Raw genomic sequence first — 20,229 nt, 5'->3', positions numbered from 1 at the left:
CCTTAGGCCAACATCAGTTCGGGCGTCTCCAGGACTTCATGCAATGCAGACATAAATCGCGCTGCGGGCTCTCCATCCATTGCACTGTGATCAAAGGTAAAACTCATGGGCAACATAGTGCGCGCCACCATTTCTCCATTATAAATCACCGGTTTCTGCTGCGGTGTGGAAGGGCCAACCAGGCCGACATTGGGCAGATTCAATACTGGAGTTGCCGTCATACCCGGAGGTGCAATACCCGCTGTGGAAGACATTGTAATGGTCGAGCCGGACAAATCCTCCGGGCGGGCCTCGCCGTTTCTGACCCGACCGATTAACGCTTTCATCTCAAGATCAATTTCCGCCACGCCCATACGCTCCACCCCATGCAACACAGCAACCATAAGACCGCTGTCAAATTCAGTGGTACCGGGCACCGCAATAGCGATTCCCATATTGACCGAATCATAGATCACAACTTCATCACCTTCCCGGCAGGCATTGGCAATGGGTACCTGTTTTATGGCGCAACAAATAGCTTTGATTAAAAAGGCGTTTACCGAAACCTTGGTACCCAGCTGTTCCTGCCGTTGCACAAATCGTTGCCTCAGGGCCAACAGGTCGGTAACGTCGGATTCCCAGTTGGACGACAGCTGCGCCGTTGTTTGCAAACTCTGTTGCATACGGTCGGCGATGGTCTTACGCATGCCTTTGATGGGAATTCGGGCTTTGACGTTGGTCCCTTCCGTAGGGGGAACTGCCAATGGCGATGCAGAGGTCGCCTGAGAAGGCTCAATGCGATTCTCTACGGCTGCAAGCACATCGCATTTTATGATGCGACCACCGGGGCCGGTTCCCTCAATCCGGGTAATATCCAGATTATTTTCACGGGCCAGCTTGCGTGCCACGGGTGAAGACTTCACTCGACCTGCTTCGTAGCCTTTGTCAACAACGGATTCGAGCGGCGTTCTGGTTGCGCTTGCGTCCGCAGATTCATCCACAGTCGATTCTGAAGTTTGCGCATCAGTCTCTGGCGACGGCGCGGATGAGTCGTTTTCACCCAGCAGGTTGTTAACCTCTTCCTCACTGGCACAGAAATGAGCAATGGTGGTATCACAGGGCACTGTTTCTCCTTCGGGCACCACAATGCACAAGAACCCTTCTTCAGGCGATTCGCATTCGTAGGATACCTTCTCGGTTTCCACATTCATAATCTGCTGGCCCTTCTGCACCTTGGCGCCATGCTGAACCAACCACTCGTTGATAGTGCCCTCATTCATCGCCATTGCCAGCTTGGGCATGGTGTAAGCAATTCCCATGATTTTTCTCCTCAAGCCGCAATACGGGCCAACACGCTACGAATGGCCGCTTCAATTTTGTTGACGTTGGGAGCAATATAATCCTCCATATATCCACCCGGCACAGGCATATCCGGCAAAGTGACTCGCGTTACCGGGGCATCGAGCAAATCAAATCCCTGCTCCATCACCTTGGCGGATACGGTATTGGCAAACGAGCCCGACTCCCAGTCCTCGTCAACCACAACCAGTCGGTTGGTTTTTTCCAGCGAACGTAGCACCGTTTCCAAATCAAAGGGCACAAACGAGCGCGGATCGATTACCTCACAACTGATGCCCTCGCCGTGCAATTTGTCCGCGACTTTTAGTGCATTTTGCAGCTGCAGGCTGTTGGCCAGCACCGTAACGTCGGTTCCCTCTCGTTTGATATCGGCTACCCCCAGGGGCACCACATAATCCTCCTCCGGCACCTCACCCTTCAGCATCATGATGCCCATATGCCAGGGAATCATCACCGGATTGTTATCCCGAATGGCCGCCTTGAACATGCCTTTGGCATCATAGGGCGTCGAAGGCATGGCAACCTTGATGCCCGGATGATGGGCAAAAGTGCCGTGTATGCTCATGGCGTGATCGTTGGCCAGGCGCTGGCCGGTGCCCACGCCCGCCGTCATGGTGATCGGCAGGGCTCTCTGGGAGCCGTGCAAGAAATGATATTGACCGGTGGTCACCGAGCATTCAGAAAAAGTTACATAGGAAAATCCGCCAAACATAAAATCAACGATTGGCCGCATACCTTCCTGGGCCGCTCCCAGTGCCACGCCATACATACCGGACTCGGCGATGGGTGTATCCAGGATACGATCAGATCCGAATTCTTCCACCAGTCCCTTGGTATGCGGAAAAATCCCACCGCGAATATCCTGGCCCACCATAAAGACGTCATCGTCCCGGCGCAGCTCTTCCTGGTAAGCCTCTTTGATGGCATCAATCAGCGTCAAAGTTCTCATGATTTATTCTCCGGTTGGCAGCGGGTCAGTCAGCAAAAACGGCTGCCATCAATTCTTCTTCGGTGGGATTAGCGATCTCACTGTTGTCGGCAAAGGCTTCGACCTCTTCGATTTCTCTTAGCGCCGCTTCGTGGATGTCCTCGATTTGCAATTGGGTTAACACGTCGTCTGCCAGCACCTTTTCCGTGGCCAGAGTTACCGGCTCGCGGTTGCGCATTTGCTGATGTTCTTCGTCACTGCGCTCTTCCCAGCCACGCAGGTCAGGGGTGCCAATATCGTGTTCTTTAAAGCGCTGTGTCTTACATTCGACAAACGTCGGTCCTTCGCCGCGTCGCGCCCGATCGATGGCAACTAGAGCAGCCTCAGCCACGGCGAACACATCCTGGCCATCAACCACCATGGCGGGCATACCAAATCCCTGCGCCAGGGAGGAGATATCCGGCAGAGGGTGCATTTCTTCTGCGGACGCAAAGATCGCCATGGAGTTGTTTTCACAGAAGAAAATCACTGGAAGCTTCCAGTTTTGTGCCATTAACAAAGACTCATGGGCACGGCCTTCTCCGTAAGAACCATCGCCGGAGCAGTTCATCACCACCTGCCCTTTGCCACGACGTTTGGCTGCCCAGCCCCAGCCCACGGTGGGAGCAAAGTTGTGACCGATAAAGCCCGACTGCTGGTATACCTTGTGTTCGGGGTAAGAAAAGTGCCAGGCGGAACGCCCCTTACAACAACCAGTGTCCTTACCGGTGTGCTCAGCCAGGAAGGTTCGAACGTCCACTCCCTTGCTGATCATATGGATGATTCCGTGACCGCGATGATGGGGATTGAGGTTGTCGTCCTGATTGAGAAAGCTGCAGGCGCCGACCCCTGGTGCCACACCACCCTCTGCAGGATGGTAAAAGCCGATCAACTTGCCCTGCATCATGCGGCGATACATCATCTTGTCGTAGTGGTTGCCCCTCACCAGATTGGTAAAGAGTTTGACCTTTTGTTCATGACTGAGCGTGGTGGTTTTTAATGCGGTGTTCACAATGTCACTTCCTGCTTGGATCCGTTGCACGACTTAGAGAGATTCGCCAGAGAGGGCGGCGAAAATCGGCAAGCCGATTCCCGCCGTCATGCCGCCATCAACACGAACGTCCTGGCCGGTAATAAAGGTGGAGGCATCGCTGGCCAGAAAGTTATAAATGCCCACGACCTCATCCTGCCGTCCCATGCGGCCAAGCGCGGTCAGCGCACCCATAAACTGAGCCTCGGCACCGCCGTCGTCTTCACCCATCATGCCGGTACCGGCAATGACAGCCGGGCAGACGGTATTAACCCGAATACCTCGGGGGGCGAGTTCAATAGCGCTGGTACGAGCCAGGTAAGACAGCCCCGCCTTGCTGGCGGAATAGGCACCGGAACCGGCGTGCGTTATGCCCGAACCGGCCACTGAACCGGTATTGATAATAGAGCCACCGTCATTCATGTGGCAGGGAGCATGTTTGAGGAGATACCAGGGACCGAACAGATTGATATCAATAATGCGCTTCATCGCATCGGAGTCGAAACTTTCAACATCGCCGTCTTCGGCAATACCCGCGTTGTTGACCAGAATATCGATCTTGCCAACTTCAGCGCTCACTTCCTGCAGCAGAGTTTCAACCTGTGCTTCTTGAGTCACATCCAGAACTTTGGCAGTAGCACCGATCTCCTGTGCTATCTTGGCAGCATCGCGTCGGCCACAGATCACCACCCTGGCTCCGGCGGCGACAAAATTCCTGGCAACCGCCAGACCAATTCCGCTGGTACCGCCCGTAATCACCGCAATTTTATTATCCAGTGTGTGCATGCTGTGTTTCCTCCCACTCAGTTGATTGAGAAATATTTTAGAGCACCCCCAGGCCGTGCTTAATGACATTTCTGACCCATCGTTTTACACTTGTGAACACCCACAACAGATCCCGTAGAGCTATATGTCATCGACCGCCCATGAGCCTGCATTTTCACGCCAAGCCGAGGAAAATCGCATACTTGCCAATACCTTGCGGCGGCTGCAGGAGTGCCTGGGCCAGGATCAGGATTTTGCCTATAGAGCCGGCTTGCTCCATGCCGGCATCAGCGACAGCGACATTGATGATAATCACAACCTGAGTCATGAAAAGCTGGGGCGAGTTCTCAGACATATCCGCGAAAAAATACCGGGCATCACCGTACATTTGTTCTCTAAGTTGTCCTTACTTGATCTGGGGATGATCGGTTATGCCGGGGCCAGCAGCGGCACCGTCGGCAAGGCCATTGATATTCTGATGCGCTACCACGAACTGACCACCGATCGCTTCGATGACATCATCGAAGTTGAAGGTGATACGGTGGTATTGCGCCCAGTGCCCTATATGGCCCATATGGGGGACTTTCAGGATGTGATCGAGGACAGCCTTGCCGGAAACTGGAATCTGCTCACCCAGCTGCTGGGCAACGAGGTGGATTTCTCCGAGGCAAAAATCAGCTTTGCCTTTGCTCCCCCAAGCTACTCAGAGCTCTACCGGCAGGCATTCTGTTGCGCTCATGAGTTTGACCAGGAACGTTCGGAAATCCGCTTTCCAGCCCATTGGTTGGAAATGCCCGTGGCTACCGCCAACTGGGCCATGTCTGATGTTTGCAATGTGATGTGCGAACGGATTCTGGGGCCTGGCGAGCCCATTGCCAACACCACTCATTCTGTGCGTCAACTGCTGCTGAGCCGTCCCGGCCGGCGTATGTTACGGTTAGAGGAAGCCGCAGAGTCACTGCGACTGTCCACCGCACAGTTACGCAAACGCCTGTACCGCGCCGACACCAGTTACAAACAAATTGTGCTGGAAGTGCGAATGACGTTGGCCCGGCAATATCTGGAAGCCACCCGCATATCGATACAGGAGATCGCCTATTTACTGGATTATTCCCAACCCGGCCCTTTTAGCCGGGCGTTTAAGGCGTATTACGGTTTTCCACCTATTCACTGTCGGGAACAGGCTCTGGCGGACTGATTTACCTCACCGCGGACTCTAACTCCCTCAGACTCGCCGAGGGCCCGGAATTCGGGCAGTTCTCCTGTGGATACAGAAAAATCTTGCCGGCTTTTTTTGACAATGCCGCTTCAAAGGCTTCTGCCCCTTCCGACATATTGTATTCATGGGTGATCAGGTGATCGGCCATCCTCTGCACTTCCGGATTACAGAGCATGCGTAGCAGGCCTTCGCGATGTTTAACATGCACATCGTGGTTGCCGCTCAGTTTAACGCCACGGTTATGGATCTCATCCAGCAAATGGATGGGTAGTGGCTCATTGTTCTCCACCAGGAATCCGTACAGCCACATATTGCCAAATCGTCGAACAGCCTTCAGACATTTTTTCTGGTAATAGGGATAACCGGAAGCTTCGATCACATGATCGGCCCCCTTTAGATCACCCGTGAGTGCGTGGATTTGTTCCAGCCAGTCCTCATCATCCGGATTGACAATATAGTCGGCGCCCATTTTCTTCGCCTGTTCCATTCGGAACGGATTACGACCGAGCACGATAACCCTGGCACCCCGATACTTGGCGTTGATGATGGAACCAAAGCCGATAAAACCCACACCGGCAACAATAACCCAGTCGTCCTTTTTCACCCCCATCTCTTCAATGCCCGTATAGGTACAACCAAGAGAGCAGTTGGCCAGTGCCGCGTAACGAAACGGCAAATCGTCGGGGATCTTCTGGATCATATGATCCGGACCGATGCGATACTGACTGAAGCCAAAGCCACCGGATTCGCTGCCACATTTGTTTTCGATGTCCTTCAGACCACCGGGTACATCCAAAGGTGATTCCACTCCCAGCTGTTGGAGAATATCCAGGTTAGCGCGAGGATCCTGGGTACCGGCTTCGGCAAACAGCTCGTAGGGGATCTCCATGCAATGGGTGGGGCTGAGTCCACGGGTACAAACAAAACACTCTTGGCAGGGGTTACCCTGATACATAATCACACGGTCACCCACTTTAAAACGCGAACCCGGCAATACTTCGCAAATAGTGCCCACACCCTCATGCCCCTGGTGCTCTTCGTCGGAGTGCCACTCCATGCGGTGTTCCAGATACACCTGATGTTCGATGCATACTGGCGCTATCTCCACCTTCATCAGGGAATAACCCGGTGCGATTTTGGGAAAAGGTTTCTGCTTCAGGGCGACGCGCTTGGGTTCGGGGATGGTAAGCACGGTATTGGTCTTTGGCATCTGGGGCTCCTCACTGATTAACCATCGATGAGTTTTATTCTAGGCAGTCCCGCCCCGACGCTTAATGACATTTCTGAACCTTCAAATAACAGTTCTGAACTTCTGGGGAGTCATACCCTCGGCACGCAGGAAGGTACGATAAAAATTGGCGGGATTCGCGTAACCCACCAGCTCTGCGACCTCATTGACGGGCAACTGACTCTCTCGCAGGTATTGCCTGGCCATCGCCAGTCGAAAATCAATCACCAGCTGCTGGTACGTCAATCCTTCGGAATCCAAACGACGCCGCAAGGTTCGTGATGCCATATGCAGACGGTCCGCCATGGCATTCATATTGGGTATCTCGCCGGGGGAAAGCGATAATTGCCGGTAGACCTCCGCCGCCCAGCCACGGTAGTGTGAAAGTTCATCAAGCAAGCGTTCGCACTGCTGGGCGCACATTGCGCCGATGCTCTCATTGGCTACCTGCAGTGGTAAAGACAACCACTCCGCCGGAAACTTTGCCCGGGTTCCCGATTGACCAAAACGAGGCATAAGCTTGAGGTGATTCTCGTAGGCCTGCTCCCCACCTTCAGCGCTATGGGCGATCTCCACCTCGGTAAACAGATAGTCGCGTCCAATCAACGACGCCCAGATCACACCTGTTGCCAACCATTCCTGGGTGTAATAGCGGATAACACTGGGGGAAAGTTGCCAACCGCCAGGCAACGGCCGGGTACACATCATCGCGACATCTCCCTCGGTGACCACTTCCACTTCAAACAGAGGCCCGACCAAGCGTTGGTAACGGCAATAACGCTGCAGACATTCGGCAAAGTTGGCACTGTTCAACATGGCGTAACCGAGTACACCATGCTCCATCAGCGAGGTATGTTCCCCTACGCGAAAACCCAGATCCGGAGCCTCGCACCGGTCCATGGTAATCTCAACCAGGCGCAGGTACTTTTCCATGGCCAGGTGCGCTTCCGGGTTGTCGACTTCGCTGCGATGCACCCCCGCATCTGCCAGCAACTCCCCTCGGTCAAGACCGAGTGCCACCGCTTCATCCAGCAGCTTAATGGCGTAGAGTGCGTTGGTATTATTGGTGATCACGTCAACCTGGTCTGTTGTGCGCATGGTGGTATCCGCCTTCCCCTGGTTCCTTCTGACTTTAGGAAGAGCGAAGCCATATTGCAACAACCAATGTAGGGTTTACATGGGGAGAGGAACGGAAGTGAGATGTGATTCAGAGTTTTTGCTCTGGCGTAAACAGAAAAACTGCAGCATCAGGGCCACCAGGGCACAGCTTGCGCAGAACAGCAGCACAGGCAGGGTACCTGCCCAATCGCTGATTAGCCCCGCCAGCCCCGGTGCCAACATTGCCCCCAGGCCCACTGCCGGCACAGTAAGCACCACAAAACGGCCATCCAAATCCAGGCTGGCAATGGAGGCAAGCATCACGGGCACGCCATAGCCTACTGAGAACATCACCAGGCAGGCACTGGCTGCATAGATGACTGTGTGAGCGGCAAAGAACAAACCCGTCAGTCCCAGCAGGAAGATTCCCGTCACCAATAACATAGGCACCCAATACCCCAACCGTGCCCCCAGCGCCGCTGCCAGAAACGAGCCAGACAGGGTAAACAGCAACGCCAGCGAAAGAATCTGTCCGACCAGAACGCCGTCCATGCCTGCAGAGTTTCCAATCCGTTCCACGAATGCCCAGGCGGCGGTCTCACCGGTAAAAAACACCATCAACGCCACCAGACCAAGGACTACTGCCGCACGATTGGTGGTGTTTACTGTCGCCTTGGTCGACGGCTCTACCGAGGCCTGTTTAACGCCGCCTCTGGGTAAAAACGGTAACACCGGAACTGCCGCAATGACCATAGCCGTCAGTACGATAATCAAGCCCTCAAACCCCCAAAGGCTGATGACCGTAGAAGGCAGCACCAGAAACAAAAGCGCACCCGCACCTGCCTCCAGAGCAATTTTAATGCCGTACCAACGGCTCATGTTCTCTGTATCGCCGATTAGCGTGGTGGAGATCGCATAGAGAACACCGAAGCCGCCGCCGGCGATAACAATGCTGGTCAACAGAACCCAATAGCGGCTGAAGACGCCGTTGACCAATAGCGAGGACGCCGTAATCACAATGGCAATGCCACAGGCCAGCCGCCAGTCAATACGACGAATCCAAAAAAACGCGCTGGCGGCGGTCAGGTTAAAACCCACATAAAACAATGACCCCACCAACCCGCTGTGGGCTCCGGACAACTGTCGATATTCCTGCAAAGTACCAATCGTCAAAGGCAAAATATTGTAAAAAATCGCCCCCACAACGGCGATAACCAACGCTGCAGTAATGGCTGAGCCACGATTAAGGTAGTCATCAGTAGGGTAAGTCTGCATAGGTAAATCGCTCACAAAGCCTATAACCGCTGTTTTGTACAGTTTAAGTTTGTATCATTGATCGGGTTTTGTCGCGGTCTGAGCCCGCTGCTACGAAGGCGCCCAAACCTGGCGGAATATGTGCATTGCCGGTACTTCCTTGTACCGACACAGACTTTAGAAGAAGCTGTAACGAACCTCGGCGCGCACAGTACGCTTCATACCGGGTACCGAAAGCGCATCAAACAGCGCCACAACCGAAGACTCATATTCCTCGTCAGTCAGGTTCTCACCGATCAGTGCCAAACTCCAGGTATCGTCGCCAGAGACGTAAGCCAGACGCAGATTCAACAGACCATAATCTTCCGCCTGCAGGTCGTTGGTGACCGTGTAGAACATATCATCCGTGTAGGTGTACTCCAGCCGGGACACCAGCTCACCCTGCGCCATGGGGTAACTGTGGGTGGCCGCCAAAGACCAGGAGCTTTCCGGTGAGCGCAAACCATCGTTACCCTTCAGGGAAACTGGCACTCCGGAGGCAGGGTCGTCGACAAAGCCGTCTTGCACTTCGCTGTCCAGCCAGGCGTAAGCCAATCGCAAATCCAGGTTTTGAGTCACCAAGAAGGTGGCATCGATCTCAATACCCTGAGTTTCCAGGTTGCCTACGTTAAAGATATTGAGTACGCCATTTTGCTGCACTTCGCTCTGAAAATCAGTGTAGTCGTAGAAAAAGTAAGCGGCGTTAATACGGGCGCGGTTTTCCAGCAAGTCGGCTTTGATACCTATCTCGTACGCGTTGTTCTCTTCCGGGTCCACTGCGTCCACACCGGTGAGCAAGGCATTGGGCTGACGATTGAATCCACCAGACTTAAACCCCTGGGCGAAGTTAAAATAGATCAGCGTGTTTTCGTTCAACGCGTAGTCAATGGCGAAGCGCGGGTCGAAAGAGGTCCAGTCTTCGCTCGCCTGCAGAGGTTGGCCTGTGGCCTGCGCGGGGAACACAACAATGCCGGCGTTATCGACCCTTGCGTCCTTCTCTTCGCGGGTATAGCGCGCACCGAGCGTTAAGGTCAGCTCGTCAGTCGGGCGGTATATCAGGTCACCATAAACAGCGACACTATCGGTTTCGTTGCTGCCAAATCCGTTTTCATCAGGGAAAGGACCAAAGCCTATATCCAGCCCGCGCAACTCCGCAAAACTGCCAACGGAAACTTTTTCGTTATAGTAGCTGGCGCCGACAAACCAATCGAAACGATCACCACTATAATTAATACGAAAATCCTGACTGAACTGTTCCATATCCCAGAGTTCCGCCAGCTCGCCAATATCAAAGCCTTCGCCGGCTTCAGCGGCATCGATATCGGCACTAAAACGGGTTTCGTTATCGTAGTAACCGGTGATGGCCGTCAAGGTATAGTCTTCGCCCAGATCAACGCCGATATTCAATACAGCCAGGTCGGATTCCACAAAACCCGACGGCGGTACTTCGATATCCACTTTGCTGTTAAACGCCTGGTCCCGTGCGACCGGCCCCCAGTCCGTATCACTCTCAAAGCGTTCGTAAAACCATTTAACGTTAAGGGTATCGGTAGGGTTCCACTGCAGTGATACTCGATATTGATCGTGATCGCGATTGTTTAATTCGGTTCCATCCACATCGGAATAGGTTCCGTCACGCTCATCGTGCTTGCCCGCAAAACGAATCGCAGCATTGTCACCGAGAGACTTGTTGGCCACGATTTCCACCATGGAATAGCTCTCGGTGCCTACACCCAGGGTGACGTCCAAATTATCCGCTTCGAGCTCGGCAGCATTGTTAGTAACGCTAATGGCACCAGAAGAAGTATTGCGTCCGAACAAAGTGCCTTGCGGGCCCTTCACCACCTCGATCCGCTCGACATCGAGGAAACCGTGGCCACCAATAGTGCGACTGACCGGCACTTCGTTATAGTAGGTACCCACGGAATTATCGGTACCGGGAGAAAACGCCGATGTACCAATTCCACGAATAGAGATAACGGATTGGGTATCCGAGTCCTTGCCACCGTTCATTCCCGGTGTGCGGGCAACAATGGAACTGGAATCCACTGCCCCCATAGCCTTTAGATCTTCACCATTAAACGCACTGATTGCCAGTGGCACGTCCTGCGTACTCTGAGCACGTTTTTGCGCGGTAACGACAATTTCCTCAAGCTCAAACTGCTGCGCCATTCCCAGGCTCGGTTGCATCAAAACGGCTAACGCCAGGGTCAGGGGTCTATAGTTAAAAGTCATTGTCCAACTCTCCTCATTCGGGGCTTTTATCATTAGATGAGATTTCGCTCTCAAATGAGATCGCTCTCTCAACACTTACTGCCTGGGAACAGACTAGCAGTACCCGCGAATTTTCGAATATCTTTTAAGGACTACCTCAGTATCTTTTAAGGCCTAGACCTCACCTTCACACTTTGTCCTAAAAAGCCACCACAACAGACCTTAAAAGCCACTTATTACCTTCTCCTCTGGAGTTAATCTAGTTGTTCCCGCGACACAGTAAACACCCAGGAGTCCAGATATGACCGGCGTTACCGAGCTGAACTACACCCTGCACCACCTCTGCATATACGACGATAAGCCCAGAGAAAACATGATGCCCTACCTGCGCTGGCACCATGGTATTACCAACTATTTCTCCGGAGCCGTATTTCACGTGACCGGTGAGGGACACTCGGACTACACCTTTATGGGCTGTGGTGGCCGCGCCTATCAGATTCAGATCGAAGCACCTCCCTTTCAGTTTGAGTATGAACGCAATTGGTGGAGTCAGCACGGCCATGGCTACAATCATATTTGCTGGATTACGAGTAATGCCCGTGCCTCTATGGACCATTTGCTGAATCACGGCGCCCGGGAAGTGATGCCGTTTGAAGAATTCCCCACCTACGACGGTTTTGTGGTGCACGACCCCGAGGGGCGCTGGATTGAGATTATGGAATACACCAACGAGACCTTTCGGGTGCAGGAGTTTACCCATGCGCCTTCGGGGGAATGTGGTCTGGAAATGGTCGGTACGACATCGGTTTGCAACGACGTGGATGCCATGACGGAATGGTATGGCAAGGTCATGGATTTGCGGGTTCTGGAAACCTTTGAAAACGATGGCGACAAGTGGGTGGTTATGACCGATCAGAACTACGATCCAATAGCCCGGCGCAGTTTCTTTATTTTACAAAACGCCCGTACCGAACAACAGAAAACGCATAAGGAGCAACACGGTGCCTATATCAGTGAAATCGTTTACCAGGCCAAAGACGTACAGCGCGCCTATGACGACGCTCTGTGGGCTGGCATGGAAAGCCTGCATGCCCCCGAAAGAGACCCATTAACCGGGCTACTTTGTGCGCGAGTGCTGGAACCCTGTGGTGGCAACGTATTGCTGCTGTTGGAACACTACGCACCCGCCAAAACCTTCTGAGGTCAAAATGATTCTAGCATTTGCCCACCCGGGGCTGGTGGTCCCGGATTTGGAAGCCGCCGTTGAGTTTTACCACAAGATGTTTGGCTTCGAAGTCATGACCAATGAAGGCTGGGAAAACAGCCCTGAGGCTGACCGGGCCATAGGCGCCAAAGGCAGTGCCTGTCGCGGACACCTGCTGGCGGGTCACAATTGCCACTTGGAACTCTGGCAATACCAGTCGCCCTGTGCCCGCGGCGATGCCCCCGGCACACTCGGCCCTCACGAACCCGGTATCCGGCACCTGGCCTTTTACGTGGACGACTGCAAATCGGAATTTGACCGTTTACTTGCCCTCGGCGGATCTGCCCTTGGTGAGCCAGTGGCGGGCGTCAATGACTGTTATGTGGTTTATTGCCGGGACCCGTTCGGCAATATTCTGGAGCTTTGCGAAATTCCCAGTGCTGACGAAAATCCAACTCGGCTAGCGGGCGTGGATCGACTCGATCGGTTTACCGGGTCTCAATAAGATCGGATACCACCTTCAACACTGAGCAGGATACCCAACGATGTTTGACTTAGAAAACAAAAAGGCATTTATTACCGGAGGATCATCTGGCATTGGGCGCGCCATAGCGGAACTCTTCATTGCAAACGGCGCCCGGGTAGTCATTGCCGATATTGTCGACGCTACCGCAATCGCCGACCAAATCGGCGCCCACTATCTACCCTGTAATGTCGCCGACGAAACCAGCGTGGCCAACGCCCTCGCCGGCGCAGAAGATGCACTGAACGGCAAGCTGGATATTGTGGTGCTTAACGCCGGTGTCGGCGACATCGGCCCAACCTTTGAACAAACCGACCAAGCCCTTATTGAGAAGATCACCAGTATTAACCAGTGGGGTGTACTCTACGGCTTGAAGTACGCCCCAGAACATCTGAACGATGGCGGCGCCATTATTGCCACCTCTTCGATGGCCAGTAAGCTCAGCATGCCGGGCAGTGGTGTTTATTCCGCGGCCAAAGCCGCCGTGAACAGTATGGTTTCCATGGCTGCGATGGAATTGGGTCAGCGGGGCATTCGGGTCAACAGTGTCTGCCCGGGATATGTGGATACAGCGCTGGGCAACAGCCCCGAAGAGCGCCGGACAACCCAAATGTTGACAGCATTGGCTCGACACGCCGATCCCGCCGAGGATATTGCGCCTGTGTTTTTGTTCCTGGGCTCCGACGCCAGTCGCTATATCACCGGTCAGGCGATCAGCGTGGATGGTGGAATGCACAGTGGATATTCCGGTGCATTGCTGCAGTTGGTCACCGGCAGCAACGGAGCACCGGGCGGTCACTGATAACAAATACACTCCTCTGATCTACAGGCGAGCGTGACTGGACCGTCACGCTCGCCCGGTCGTTAACCCGCGACGCATCCATACAAATAGGCTATATTGCTTCTGCGCTGGCGCCTGAAAACCACGCCACGAGGAAATGAGCCAAGGAAGCAGTATGGACATCACCAGCAAACACAACCTACCCTACGACCAAGCCGGTATAGAGCGGCACATTGAAAAGGCACTGCGGGTCTCTTATCCAGCATTTTCCCGATTTCGACGAGTATTCCAGGCGCTGGACTGGATCTTTCAGACCACTCTGATCGACGCCGACAAAATTCCCAACCGACCCTGTCTGTTTATTGGCAACCACTCCCTGTTCGCCCTCGACGGCATGATTCTTGGCCCCAAGCTCTATATGGAACACGGCCGCTTTTTGCGCGCCATGGGAGACAAATTTCTTTGGAATCGTTTCAGCGAAGACTTCCTACTCGGCCAGGGAGCCGTGATCGGCGACCCAACAGTGTGCAGCGCATTGATGGAGAACGGCAGCGACATTCTGGTCTTTCCTGGCGGAGCTCACGAAGCCACCAAAACCGCTGCGCAAAAATACACATTGCAGTGGAAGCAACGTTACGGCTTCGTCAAACTGGCGGCCAAACATGGCTACACCATTGTTCCCACCGCTCTGGTAGGGCCGGATGAATTCTACGGGCACCTGCTTGAAGGCGAAGATCTTCCCAATACCCCAATAGGTCGGCTAATGACCCAGATGGGTCTGCTCAACCAGGATACCCGTACTGATATGCTGCCGCCGGTCCCTTCCGGGGCACTCGGATCCTGGCTGCCAAAACCTCAACACTGCTACATCAAGTTTGGCGATGCCATTGATCTTTCGAACCTCAAAGATCAAAAACTGAGCCCACAGAAAATGCGCGCAACCCGCAGCAAGGTTGCCCATTCCATTGAGACCATGATTGGCGAGCTGCTGGTACTGCGCGAGCAGAACCGCTCGGGCGATGCCCTCTGGCGTCGCCTGCTGAGAATCTAACCCCTCGCCGCAACACACCCAAGGAACTGCCATGAGTGATACCAACGGATACACCCCACCCCGCGTCTGGACCTGGGACCACGCCAGCGGCGGACGTTTTGCCAACATCAACCGCCCCATCTCCGGAGCAACCCATACTCACGAACTACCCGTGGGCAAACACCCGTTTCAACTGCATTCGCTGGCCACGCCCAACGGCGTCAAAGTCACCATTATGCTGGAAGAACTGCTGGCCCTGGGCCACCGCGGCGCAGAATACGACGCTTACCTGATCGACATTGGTGAAGGTGACCAATTCGGCAGTGGCTTTGTTGAAATCAACCCCAACTCGAAAATCCCCGCCCTGGTGGATCGCAGTGGAGAAACACCCGTTCGCGTGTTCGAATCCGGCGCCATCCTCATGCATCTGGCAGAGAAATTTGGTGAATTCCTACCCAACGAAGCGGCAGCGCGCGCTGAGTGTCTATCCTGGCTGTTCTGGCAAATGGGCAGTGCCCCCTTCCTGGGCGGCGGTTTCGGCCACTTCTATGCCTACGCGCCCGAAAAATACGAATACCCCATCAACCGCTACGCCATGGAAGTCAAACGCCAGTTAGACGTGCTGAACAGAAACCTGGCTGAAAGACCTTACCTTAGCGGTGACGAGTACACCATCGCCGACATGGCCACCTATCCCTGGTACGGCATCCTGGTTGTAGGCAATATTTACGAGGCCCAGGAATTCCTGGACGTAAACTCCTACGAACACGTAAAACGCTGGGCCAGTGAAATTCACGAGCGCCCCGCAGTTAAACGCGGTCGCCGGGTCAACCGCGTCTGGGGCCCCGAAGAACTGCAGGTCAAAGAACGCCACGACGCCAGCGACTTGGACTAACGCTTAAGAAACCCCCTGTAACCCAGGGGCGATTTCAACTCCGTGAATTGTTGGCGCCGCTGACATCTCGCCGCCCCAAAAGCCTGCTAGATTTAAAGAGCGCATCGCACATCAATTCACGGAGGCCACCATGTCACTGCGTATCAACGATCAAGCACCGAACTTCCAGGCACAGACGACTCAGGGAAACATCGATTTTCACGAATGGATCGGCAACGGCTGGGCCGTCCTCTTCTCCCACCCCAAGGACTTCACCCCGGTCTGTACCACCGAACTGGGCTATATGGCAAAAATCCAGCCTGAATTTGAAAAACGCAACACCAAAATCATCGGCCTTAGTATCGATCCCGTGGAGGATCACGAAAAATGGCTGCAGGACGTCGAAGAAGTCGGGGGTTCAACGATTAACTACCCCGTTATCGCCGACACCGACCTCAATGTCGCCAAGCTCTACAACATGTTTCCGGCCGATGAGACCGGTACTGCCGAAGGCCGCACCGCACTGACCAACGCCACCGTACGCTCCGTCTTCGTCGTTGGCCCGGATAAAAACATCAAACTGATGATCACCTACCCCATGACCACGGGGCGCAACTTTGACGAAATCCTGCGGGTCATTGACTCCATGCAACTGACGGCGGCTCACAAAGTGGCCACACCTGTAAACTGGCAGCAGGGAGAAGACGTGATTATTGTACCTGCGGTAAGCAATGAGGAGGCCAAAGGTATGTTTCCCGAAGGCTGGGAAACCGTTAAGCCCTATCTTCGCAAGGTTAAACAGCCGGGTTAATTTGCCATTTCCCGAGGCTCCCGCCTGGACGGGAGCCTGTTTTAACGCTTATCAAGTATTCCAATCTCTCGCGGCCCCTGCGCCCCCTCCTGGTAATCAGCTCATCACCTTGATCCAGTCAAAGTCTGACAAAAAACCTGTCGAATAAGGTACCAAACTAAACCAACCACGGATTCAGCGGAACCCCCGGCTTTCGCTTGAGGCAGGGCTCCTCAGGCCCCTCCATATAACCCTAATTCCATCAATTGACTCCCCTCCAACTAACGCAGCAAAAACACAAACTATTGACAACCACTTAAAATGAATTCAATATCAGTTCTGACATATAGTCATTATTATATTGATTATCACTAATAGACATAAAAACCGGCGTTTTTAGGAGAGACCAATGCGTAAGCCACAACTCATGCCCCTGGCGGCTGCCCTGGCGATAACACTGCCAACGACGGGCTTGACCCAGGAACAGACATCCTTTGCCCTGGAAGAAGTAATCGTTACCGCGCAAAAACGCGCCGAAAGCTTGCAGGAAGTCCCCTCCTCGATTTCGGCCTTCGGTGCCGAAGACATTGAAAACGCCGGCTGGGGTGACATTGACCAACTCCAGCACGCGATGCCCAGCGTCGCCGTCGGCGGCGAAAGTCTCGCCCGCCCCTACGTCTTTATCCGTGGTATCGGCACGCGCAAATTCGACATAGGCACCGACGGCTCCATCGGCGTCTTCGTCGACGAAATCTACAACGCCCGCTTCAGCAACACCCTGACCGGTATCCTCGACCTCGAACGCGTCGAAGTTCTTAAAGGCCCACAAGGCACCCTCTACGGCCGTAACACCATCGGTGGTGCCATCAACATGATCACCCGCAAGCCAGCTAACGAATTCGAAGGCAAACTCAAAGGCGCCATCGGCAATGACGGCTACTACCTCGCCAGCGGCTCCTTCTCCGGTGCATTGCTGGAAGAAAAACTGCTCGCGCGCCTGAGCCTCGCCACCACTGATGCCGACGGTATCTACAAAGACACGGTTAGCGGTAAAGATGACAACAACCACAATCAAAGCGCTCGCCTGACACTGCTGGCCACACCCAACAACCTTGAAGTCAGTTTTACCGCTGAAGTCAACCAAGTGGATTCCGATGCCCAATTGGCTGAACCCCTGCAAGCAGCCTCCGGCATTACCGCGGCGTCACCCATGCTAATCATGAACGGTAGCGTCGCCGCCGCGGTTGCCGACAACCAAAAAAACCGCTACAGCAACGCCTTTACCGACCCCGGTTTTCTCGAACGCGACAGCAACTTGCTGGCCCTCAAAGTCAAATGGATGGGAGAAACCGTCGACTTCACCTCCATCACCAGCCGCAGTGACGAAGACTACCAAGAAAGTCGAGACCTGGACGCCACCGTACTGGACATCTGGAACCACAGTATCGAACAAGCCTCCACCCAATACAGTCAGGAATTTCGGTTCAACTCCGTCGAGGGCGGCGCTTTTACCTTCGACGACCGTCTGCAATGGGTCACAGGTATCTACTACTTTAGTGACGACGCCAGCCGCATAGACGTTCTTCCGTTTGGCCCCGACAGTCGCCTTGCCCCCTCACTGGCGCCGATTTTTTCGGGCGGTTTACTGAGCTTCCCCGGTCTGGAATACAACGCCAGTGGCAGTGATGTGGAAATCGAAACCCAGAGCTACGCTATCTACGGCCAGGCCACCTACGCCATAACGCCGGATCTGAGTCTCACCCTGGGATTGCGTTACACAGACGACGAAAAGGAATACACCTACGGCGGCATTACCAATACCCCACTGTTTCCACCACTGGAGATACCCTTTAGCGTCGGAGATACCCTCAACTATTCATCAACCGACCCCAAAATCACACTGGACTACCAGCTGGCCGATGACGTCATGGTCTACGCTTCCTACGCCACCGGCTTTAAAAGTGGTGGCGTACAATTTCAGGTCACCACTCCCGAAGCTGCCCGTCAGAGTTTTGATGAAGAAACCCTGACCATGCTGGAAGTCGGACTCAAATCACAATGGTGGCACCAACGCCTGCAATTCAACGCAGCACTGTATCGATACAACTACGAAGACCAGCAAGTTCAATCCATTATCGCAATCAATGGCTCCCCGACCGGACTCACTCAAAACGCCGGCGAAAGCACCATGAACGGCTTTGAAGCCGATGTGATCGCGCTGCTGGCCCCGGGTTTAACGGTAAACTTCAGCTATACCTTTCAGGATGCAGAGTTCGATGAGTTTGACTCCATCGACGGTGATCGGGCAGGCAACAAAATGGCCTACGCACCTGAACATGCCGTCAGCGTCGGTTTTAACTACACCCTCTCTCTCGAATCCGGTGGCGAACTCTCTTTTCAAGGTAACTACGCCTGGAAAGACGACTACTACTTCGACTTCGACAACTCCCCGGATGCCCTGCAGGAAAGCTATGGCGTTATCAACCTGGCCGCGTGGTGGGATCTTGCCGACGGTAAAACCCGCATCAGAGCCTTCTGCAATAACTGCGGTGACGAGGACTACCTTAACAATGTAGCTATTTTCCCCGATGTAATCGGCGGCGGCGGCCGACAAAGCTGGGCCACACCACGCCGCTACGGGCTGGAATTGACCTACACTTTCTAAATAACCACCAATTCGCATAGACAATACTGGAGCACTTATCTATGAGCATTAACCGGCGAACACTGATCAAGGGAGCACTCTCCACCTCAGCCCTACTCGGTGCGACCACACTCAGTCACAGTCCGCTAGCGGGTCAGGCCAGGCGCGAAGCGGGCTCCGTCGCCGGCGGCAAAACCTTCAAACGCATTACCGTTGAAGAATTTTTTATCACCCCCGAACTGGCATTCGCCCAGCAAAAGTTACTGGCTCAAAAGCCCGCCGACGAACCGGGTTTTACCCAATTCTTCGGCACCACCATGAAGAGCCTGGCCGCCAAAGGCGCAGAAGGTAACATGGAACGGATGATGGATATCGGCGAGCTGCGCCTGGCCGCGATGGACCGCGACGGCATCGATATGCAACTGCTGTCGCTAATGTCTCCCGGCGTGCAGGTTTACGATGCCCGCCAGGGAAGTGATCTTGCCCAGACCGTTAACGAACAGCTGGCCAGTGCGGTACAACGCCATCCGGACCGTTTTGCCGGACTGGCCACCGTCGCGCCTCAAGACCCTTCAGGTGCCGCAAAGGAACTGGAACGCGCCGTAACCAAACTCGGCATGAAAGGCCTGATGATCAACTCCCATACCAAAGGCGAATTTCTGGATGAGGAAAAATACTGGGTAATCCTGGAAAAAGCACAACAGCTGGACGTACCAATTTACATCCATCCCCGTACACCTGCGCCCGATATGGTCAAACCCTTTCAGAAATACTTTGGCCTGGAAGCCGCCGCCTTTGGCTTTAACATAGATACCAGCCTCCACGCTCTGCGTTTGATACTCGGCGGCGTTTTTGAAGAATTCCCAAAACTGAAAATAGTCCTGGGCCATATGGGCGAAGGCATCCCCTTCTGGTTGCCTCGCATCGACCACAAAATGGCGCTGTTCCACAGCCTGCAACCGCCACAGCGGTCACTACACAAAAAACCGAGCGAATACTTCCTGGACAACTTCTATATCACCACCAGCGGAATGAACTACGAACACCCACTCATGCTGTCACACAGCGTCGTAGGCCCTGACCGCATCCTCTTTGCGGTGGATTACCCCGCCGAAGAAGCCGAAGAACCCGTTCGTATGATGGACGCCGCACCGATCAGCACCGCGGACAAAGAAAAGATCTACCACCTCAATGCTGAAAAACTGTTTCGGCTGTCATAGAGATTTCACTT

17 protein-coding genes are annotated in these 20,229 nt (G+C 54.1%); 9 read left to right on the top strand and 8 right to left on the bottom strand.

What is annotated here, in order from left to right:
- Positions 1–2: 2 nt before the first annotated feature.
- Genes HBA55_RS15390 through HBA55_RS15375 form a run of 4 tightly spaced genes read right to left on the bottom strand, consistent with a single transcriptional unit; the run spans position 3 to position 4,121 of the window.
- Positions 3–1,298, bottom strand: a complete 1,296-nt coding sequence (locus HBA55_RS15390) for a dihydrolipoamide acetyltransferase family protein (RefSeq protein WP_166993162.1) — start codon at positions 1,296–1,298, stop codon at positions 3–5.
- 11 nt (positions 1,299–1,309) lie between these two features.
- Entirely contained in the window at positions 1,310–2,287 is a 978-nt protein-coding gene (locus HBA55_RS15385) for an alpha-ketoacid dehydrogenase subunit beta (RefSeq protein ID WP_166993159.1), read from the bottom strand.
- A gap of 25 nt (positions 2,288–2,312) precedes the next feature.
- Positions 2,313–3,317 carry a thiamine pyrophosphate-dependent dehydrogenase E1 component subunit alpha gene (locus HBA55_RS15380; RefSeq protein ID WP_338109416.1) on the bottom strand — a complete coding sequence of 335 codons (1,005 nt, stop codon included), beginning with the start codon at positions 3,315–3,317 and terminating at the stop codon, positions 2,313–2,315.
- 33 nt (positions 3,318–3,350) lie between these two features.
- Positions 3,351–4,121 (bottom strand): SDR family NAD(P)-dependent oxidoreductase, encoded by a 771-nt coding sequence (locus tag HBA55_RS15375; RefSeq protein ID WP_166993156.1) that lies wholly within the window; start codon positions 4,119–4,121, stop codon positions 3,351–3,353.
- A 124-nt stretch (positions 4,122–4,245) separates the two neighbouring features.
- Here HBA55_RS15375 and HBA55_RS15370 point away from each other — a divergent pair, with 124 nt between their 5' ends.
- Positions 4,246–5,298 (top strand): AraC family transcriptional regulator, encoded by a 1,053-nt coding sequence (locus HBA55_RS15370; RefSeq protein ID WP_166993154.1) that lies wholly within the window; start codon positions 4,246–4,248, stop codon positions 5,296–5,298.
- Position 5,299: 1 nt separating this feature from the next.
- On the opposite strand, the gene HBA55_RS15365 is transcribed toward HBA55_RS15370, so the two are convergent.
- From HBA55_RS15365 to HBA55_RS15350, 4 genes are all read right to left on the bottom strand, one after another.
- Entirely contained in the window at positions 5,300–6,529 is a 1,230-nt protein-coding gene (locus tag HBA55_RS15365; protein WP_166993151.1) for a zinc-dependent alcohol dehydrogenase, read from the bottom strand.
- 81 nt (positions 6,530–6,610) lie between these two features.
- Positions 6,611–7,645, bottom strand: a complete 1,035-nt coding sequence (locus tag HBA55_RS15360) for an AraC family transcriptional regulator (protein WP_166993148.1) — start codon at positions 7,643–7,645, stop codon at positions 6,611–6,613.
- A 75-nt stretch (positions 7,646–7,720) separates the two neighbouring features.
- Entirely contained in the window at positions 7,721–8,935 is a 1,215-nt protein-coding gene (locus tag HBA55_RS15355; protein WP_166993145.1) for an MFS transporter, read from the bottom strand.
- Positions 8,936–9,076: 141 nt separating this feature from the next.
- Positions 9,077–11,173: a TonB-dependent receptor gene (locus HBA55_RS15350; protein WP_166993142.1), complete on the bottom strand. Its 2,097-nt coding sequence runs from the start codon at positions 11,171–11,173 to the stop codon at positions 9,077–9,079.
- 280 nt (positions 11,174–11,453) lie between these two features.
- Between HBA55_RS15350 and HBA55_RS15345 the strand changes: the two genes are divergently transcribed.
- From HBA55_RS15345 to HBA55_RS15310, 8 genes are all read left to right on the top strand, one after another.
- Positions 11,454–12,353: a VOC family protein gene (locus HBA55_RS15345; protein ID WP_166993140.1), complete on the top strand. Its 900-nt coding sequence runs from the start codon at positions 11,454–11,456 to the stop codon at positions 12,351–12,353.
- A gap of 7 nt (positions 12,354–12,360) precedes the next feature.
- A complete protein-coding gene (locus tag HBA55_RS15340) occupies positions 12,361–12,861 on the top strand; it encodes a VOC family protein (RefSeq protein WP_166993137.1) in 501 nt (166 codons plus the stop codon).
- Between the two features lie 40 nt (positions 12,862–12,901).
- Positions 12,902–13,681, top strand: coding sequence for an SDR family NAD(P)-dependent oxidoreductase (locus tag HBA55_RS15335; RefSeq protein ID WP_166993134.1), 780 nt, complete (start codon positions 12,902–12,904; stop codon positions 13,679–13,681).
- Positions 13,682–13,835: 154 nt separating this feature from the next.
- Positions 13,836–14,711: a lysophospholipid acyltransferase family protein gene (locus HBA55_RS15330; RefSeq protein ID WP_166993131.1), complete on the top strand. Its 876-nt coding sequence runs from the start codon at positions 13,836–13,838 to the stop codon at positions 14,709–14,711.
- A 31-nt stretch (positions 14,712–14,742) separates the two neighbouring features.
- On the top strand, positions 14,743–15,585 hold the full coding sequence (gene yghU, locus HBA55_RS15325; RefSeq protein WP_166993128.1) for a glutathione-dependent disulfide-bond oxidoreductase: 843 nt from the start codon (positions 14,743–14,745) through the stop codon (positions 15,583–15,585).
- A 130-nt stretch (positions 15,586–15,715) separates the two neighbouring features.
- Positions 15,716–16,375 (top strand): peroxiredoxin, encoded by a 660-nt coding sequence (locus tag HBA55_RS15320; protein WP_166993125.1) that lies wholly within the window; start codon positions 15,716–15,718, stop codon positions 16,373–16,375.
- Positions 16,376–16,763: 388 nt separating this feature from the next.
- Positions 16,764–19,019 carry a TonB-dependent receptor gene (locus HBA55_RS15315; protein ID WP_166993122.1) on the top strand — a complete coding sequence of 752 codons (2,256 nt, stop codon included), beginning with the start codon at positions 16,764–16,766 and terminating at the stop codon, positions 19,017–19,019.
- A gap of 41 nt (positions 19,020–19,060) precedes the next feature.
- Positions 19,061–20,218, top strand: coding sequence for an amidohydrolase family protein (locus tag HBA55_RS15310; RefSeq protein ID WP_166993119.1), 1,158 nt, complete (start codon positions 19,061–19,063; stop codon positions 20,216–20,218).
- Positions 20,219–20,229 lie beyond the last annotated feature (11 nt).

The sequence above is a fragment of the Pseudomaricurvus alkylphenolicus genome (assembly GCF_011683955.1).
Classification (GTDB): domain Bacteria; phylum Pseudomonadota; class Gammaproteobacteria; order Pseudomonadales; family Cellvibrionaceae; genus Pseudomaricurvus; species Pseudomaricurvus alkylphenolicus.
Note: the sequence above shows the minus strand (reverse complement) of the source record. Positions and strands in the feature narration are given on the sequence as shown.

Excerpts from the sequence above, each read along its gene's own strand:
- HBA55_RS15350 (WP_166993142.1), bottom strand. The coding sequence starts at position 11,173 with ATGACTTTTAACTATAGACCCCTGACCCTGGCGTTAGCCGTTTTGATG.
- HBA55_RS15345 (WP_166993140.1), top strand. The coding sequence starts at position 11,454 with ATGACCGGCGTTACCGAGCTGAACTACACCCTGCACCACCTCTGCATA.
- HBA55_RS15320 (WP_166993125.1), top strand. The coding sequence starts at position 15,716 with ATGTCACTGCGTATCAACGATCAAGCACCGAACTTCCAGGCACAGACG.
- HBA55_RS15390 (WP_166993162.1), bottom strand. The coding sequence starts at position 1,298 with ATGGGAATTGCTTACACCATGCCCAAGCTGGCAATGGCGATGAATGAG.
- HBA55_RS15330 (WP_166993131.1), top strand. The coding sequence starts at position 13,836 with ATGGACATCACCAGCAAACACAACCTACCCTACGACCAAGCCGGTATA.
- HBA55_RS15310 (WP_166993119.1), top strand. The coding sequence starts at position 19,061 with ATGAGCATTAACCGGCGAACACTGATCAAGGGAGCACTCTCCACCTCA.
- HBA55_RS15360 (WP_166993148.1), bottom strand. The coding sequence starts at position 7,645 with ATGCGCACAACAGACCAGGTTGACGTGATCACCAATAATACCAACGCA.
- HBA55_RS15370 (WP_166993154.1), top strand. The coding sequence starts at position 4,246 with ATGTCATCGACCGCCCATGAGCCTGCATTTTCACGCCAAGCCGAGGAA.
- HBA55_RS15340 (WP_166993137.1), top strand. The coding sequence starts at position 12,361 with ATGATTCTAGCATTTGCCCACCCGGGGCTGGTGGTCCCGGATTTGGAA.
- HBA55_RS15365 (WP_166993151.1), bottom strand. The coding sequence starts at position 6,529 with ATGCCAAAGACCAATACCGTGCTTACCATCCCCGAACCCAAGCGCGTC.
- HBA55_RS15385 (WP_166993159.1), bottom strand. The coding sequence starts at position 2,287 with ATGAGAACTTTGACGCTGATTGATGCCATCAAAGAGGCTTACCAGGAA.
- HBA55_RS15315 (WP_166993122.1), top strand. The coding sequence starts at position 16,764 with ATGCGTAAGCCACAACTCATGCCCCTGGCGGCTGCCCTGGCGATAACA.
- HBA55_RS15375 (WP_166993156.1), bottom strand. The coding sequence starts at position 4,121 with ATGCACACACTGGATAATAAAATTGCGGTGATTACGGGCGGTACCAGC.
- yghU (WP_166993128.1), top strand. The coding sequence starts at position 14,743 with ATGAGTGATACCAACGGATACACCCCACCCCGCGTCTGGACCTGGGAC.
- HBA55_RS15335 (WP_166993134.1), top strand. The coding sequence starts at position 12,902 with ATGTTTGACTTAGAAAACAAAAAGGCATTTATTACCGGAGGATCATCT.